Below are 3,764 nucleotides of genomic sequence, written 5' to 3'. Positions count from 1 at the left end.
TGATGGATCTCGCGATCGCCGCCTTCTACGTGGCCTACGCCTTCACCTTCAACTTGGCCTACGACCGCGTCTTCCCTCTGCAGGGCTGGAAGTCCGCCGAGGTGACCTCCTGAACCAGCCTACGCCGCCTTTTCCCGCCACGACCGATCAGAGGCTTTTTGGGTGGCCATCTGCGTCTTCGCAGTATCTCAAAGCCATATTCTATGATGGTAATCTATCAATAGCAGTGCGGCGCTCACCTTTTCTCCTGCAGCCTGGACCGACGCCCTTGCCTGATGCGCGCAGACGATAGGTGCTTATCGTCCCGGTAGGCTGGAGCGACTGTGGTGTTAGCCCCCCTTTTGGAGCTTGGCTTGTCTACGTTGCAGCCGGAGGCGCTTGCGGGCAGTCTTTCGGCTGCGTTTAAGTCTGATACGCATGACGGCCCATCCTTTGCGTAAGTTGGAACGTCGATCCTAGCGAGCTGGTCTCCGATCGCAAACAGACGGCGCGGCGCAAATCAGCCAGAAAACCTGTCTCGTTGAGATACGCAGCTGTAGTGCTCGAGGACACCCTCGAGAAGCTGCATCCCTGGTACAACGGCGCGAAGTGGCTGCAATACGCGGCACTCGACTGCCAGGCCAACCTCACTGCCCGGCAGGGCGGCAACCAGGCGGCGCGCTTCGGCGGAGGGGTGGAACTGAATGCTGCGGCTGGTCCAGCTCTGCTGCCGACTGTCGGGTCAACTTCCTGCGGGCGGGCCTCCCCAACAGCCCTAATTCTGGTACGGTAATGCAACGGTTCTGCTGAAATGGCGCCAGGGAGAAGCCCCCGCCAAGCGGCCCGCGTCCAGAAAGGGTTTTGCGCATGGCGCTCTCCTGTCACGGCAGCTCACCTCGTCCATCTTTTCCCTGGCTCCCGGACCTCCCGCTAGAGGCGCCGATCTACGGCTCTGCAGGCCCTGACGTGCTGCAAGTTTACGGCACATTGCGGTTGGTCTTTGGCTGGGGCGGCGATGACACCATCACCGCCGAAGCGCCACCGGGCGGCATCTGGGGCAACGTCCTGTTCGGTGGCTGGGGTAACGACACCCTGACTGCCATCGGGGACCGCAACCTGGTCTTCGGCGAGGCCGGCGACGACACCATCACCTTGCGCGGCCCGTTGCGCCCGGAACCATACGGGGGCTACGAAGACAGCTTACTCAACACCGCTTTCGGTGGCGCGGGCAACGACACCCTCACCAGCCACGGCTTCGCTGCCACTCTGCGTGGCGGAGCAGGCAGCGATACGCTGAGACTTGATGGCTACCCGGGCCCAGGCGGCTATGCCTATGGCGATGAGGGCGATGACGATCTGTCCAACGTCACGGATGGAGGTGTGCTCGATGGCGGCGCCGGCGCCGATATCTTCTATGGCGCGAACTTTGCCTTCTCGCCGACCACGGGTGCGGGCACGATCATGACTGGTGGGTCCGGAGCCGATAAGTTCAGCCTCTTCGGCGGCGGCTCCTACACCGTGGAAGATTACTCAGCAGACAACCGGTTGAGCGCCGGCGACACCCTGACCGGATTGATCAGCGTGGTCACCGATCTGCAGGCGGAAGACAGCCTCTATTTCGGCAATGGCCTACAGTTGTCGGACCGCTTCGAGGGTGAGGTGCCGCTGGAACTTGGTGTCCCAGGCTACAGTGCAGGACTGCAGGCCATCTTGCCGCTGGGCGGCTATGTTGCGGTGAAGGGCGATCTGTTCAACCCGGGCATGTTCGATGTCCAGGAGGACGGTCCTGACCTGCTGCTGCTGTTCGTGGAGCGCTATATCGGTCGGCCTGGTGGGGAAGGACCGGACTTCCAAGCCGCCAGTGGCGCGGTTGCCCTCCTGGATTATACGGCCAGCACAATCCCGTTTGCCGAACCGTTCATCGTGGCCTGAGGGCCAACCTGCCTCGCCGCTCAACGCCAGCGTGTTCCGGAAGATGGCGGCAGGACGCCGACAAACCGTTCGTCCTACTGAGCCTTGCCGGCTTCCGCCGCCGCAGTGGCCGATGACGCCCAGCCCAGGATCGTCCGCACAAAGCGCCGTGCATCGGCGTTGCTGCTGATACCGACGAAGCGCTGCCTCAGCTCGAGCGCGGCAGAAAGCTCGCCGCCTTCCAGGAAGGCCCGGCGGATCGCGGCGGCGTCGTTCTCGGTCACGCAGAACATCCTGGGCAGCATGATCAGCCTGCGGCAGCGCCGGCAAGCGGCAAACGACATTGTTTCTGAGGCTTGATCCGGCCCAGGGCGGGAAGCAGCGGGTTCCTGGCATTCAGCCTGGCTGGTCAGGCGGCAGCGTTGACCACCTCGGCAGGATAGCGCCCGGCATGCTGATCCGCCGTCACGAAGCCGGCCTGCTCGGCCATGGCCTGTGCGATCAGCAGGTGATCGAAAGGATCGCGGTGGTGGCTGGGCAGGTCCTGCAGCATCCGCAAATGTGGCAGATGCAGGCCCAGCAGCTCAAACCCCTGCGCCGCAGCCGCCTCGGCCACCTCATGCACATCGGCCTGCAGCTTGCCGACGCGCTGCTTCACCACGATCTCCCAGAGTGACACCACGCTGACCAGCACCTCATGCGCCGGGTTCTCGATCAAGGCGCGGCTTTGCGTACCCAATTGGGGATCATCGGCCAGCCACCACAGCAGGGCATGGGTGTCGAGCAGCAGCCTCAAGGCGCCTTGCCTTCCATGGCATCCAGGATGTCCGGCGGCAGGGTGTCGAAATCCGCCGCGATGCGGATGCGGTGCTTCAGGGCCCCCGCGCGGCGTGCTGCCACTGGGCGGGCCGGAGGGTGGATCTCCGCCAGCACCTGATCCCGCGAAGTGATAACAAAGGACTGGCCCTGCCGGGCCTGCTGCAGGAACTCGGCCAGGTGGTTGCGGAACTCGCGAACACCGACACGACGTGGCGTCGCCTGATCCGGCGAGGGCATCGGCATCTGCTCCTTCATGTGTACCATAATGTGTACCTATAGGGCAGCGCTGACAAGCCTTGCCCGCTCCACCGGCCGGTCCTTCCTCACCAACCACACCCAACGGCTTTGACAGCTGCTCCAGCCTCCGTCCAAGCCAGCCAGCCATTCGGACCGCCTGCCAGGGCGGAGACCCCTTCCTGACGCTGACCCTCTGTCCCCCTAACCCGCAGCAGGCGCCGCAGTCGTGGGTCGCCGGGATCCTCCAGCGGTTGGCGGTCGTGGAAGCCGTTGGTGGCCGCGTTACGCCGGCCTTATGTCGCGGCGCTTTCGAGCGGTCTGCCAGATGCGCTGGACCTATTGGTCGTCTGCGCGGAATCCGGCTTGGGCCTGGATAGCGCCGTGGAGCGCGTCGCTCGGGAGATGGAGTTTTCCAACCCCGCCATCGCCCTTGAACTCTCGCTGCTGGCCCAGGAGCTGCGCATGCTGCCCGACCGTAGCGCCGCGCTCATGCGGCTTGGCGAGCGAACCGGTATCGAAAGTTTCCAGCGCCTTTCGGCTACCTTATCGCAGACCCTGCGCTATGGCACGCCCCTGGCACAGGCGCTGCGCGTGCTGGCCGGCGAGATGCGGCAGGAACGCATGATCCGATTGGAGGAGCGCGCGGCTCGCCTGCCCGCCCTGCTGGTGCTGCCGTTGATCCTTTTCATTCTGCCCTGTCTGTTCATCGTGCTGATTGGCCCCTCGGCCATCCGCCTCATTGGTACCCATCCGGTGATGGCCGCGGTTGACGGTCAGGCGGCAGCGGTTGCAGGTGCCTGAGTGCGCTTCCAGTTCCA

The 3,764-nt window shown here is 64.3% G+C and carries 6 protein-coding genes; 3 read left to right on the top strand and 3 right to left on the bottom strand.

Annotated features, from left to right (window positions below; genetic code table 11):
* The first annotated feature begins 2 nt into the window (after positions 1-2).
* Both F0Q34_RS22725 and F0Q34_RS21415 read left to right on the top strand, forming a co-directional pair.
* Positions 3-113 (top strand): chlorhexidine efflux transporter, encoded by a 111-nt coding sequence (locus F0Q34_RS22725; protein WP_241665623.1) that lies wholly within the window; start codon positions 3-5, stop codon positions 111-113.
* A gap of 832 nt (positions 114-945) precedes the next feature.
* On the top strand, positions 946-1,911 hold the full coding sequence (locus F0Q34_RS21415; RefSeq protein ID WP_149814402.1) for a calcium-binding protein: 966 nt from the start codon (positions 946-948) through the stop codon (positions 1,909-1,911).
* Positions 1,912-1,985: 74 nt separating this feature from the next.
* Here F0Q34_RS21415 and F0Q34_RS21410 read toward each other — a convergent pair whose 3' ends face one another.
* The 3 genes from F0Q34_RS21410 to F0Q34_RS21400 form a co-directional block, all read right to left on the bottom strand.
* Positions 1,986-2,174, bottom strand: a complete 189-nt coding sequence (locus tag F0Q34_RS21410) for a hypothetical protein (RefSeq protein ID WP_149814401.1) — start codon at positions 2,172-2,174, stop codon at positions 1,986-1,988.
* A 125-nt stretch (positions 2,175-2,299) separates the two neighbouring features.
* Positions 2,300-2,686 (bottom strand): type II toxin-antitoxin system VapC family toxin, encoded by a 387-nt coding sequence (locus tag F0Q34_RS21405; RefSeq protein WP_149814400.1) that lies wholly within the window; start codon positions 2,684-2,686, stop codon positions 2,300-2,302.
* The gene (locus F0Q34_RS21400) at positions 2,683-2,946 is read right to left on the bottom strand and encodes a type II toxin-antitoxin system Phd/YefM family antitoxin (protein WP_241665626.1); all 264 of its coding nucleotides are present in this window, start codon (positions 2,944-2,946) and stop codon (positions 2,683-2,685) included. Before F0Q34_RS21400 ends, F0Q34_RS21405 begins: the two co-directional genes overlap by 4 nt.
* A 273-nt stretch (positions 2,947-3,219) precedes the next feature.
* On the opposite strand from F0Q34_RS21400, the gene F0Q34_RS21395 reads away from it, so the two are divergent.
* Positions 3,220-3,747, top strand: a complete 528-nt coding sequence (locus F0Q34_RS21395) for a type II secretion system F family protein (protein WP_161600997.1) — start codon at positions 3,220-3,222, stop codon at positions 3,745-3,747.
* The last annotated feature ends 17 nt before the right edge of the window (positions 3,748-3,764 follow it).

It is taken from the genome of Teichococcus oryzae (assembly GCF_008386565.1).
GTDB lineage: Bacteria > Pseudomonadota > Alphaproteobacteria > Acetobacterales > Acetobacteraceae > Pseudoroseomonas > Pseudoroseomonas oryzae.
The sequence above is the reverse complement of the archived record's forward strand: the minus strand, read 5'-3'. Positions and strand labels throughout refer to the sequence as shown.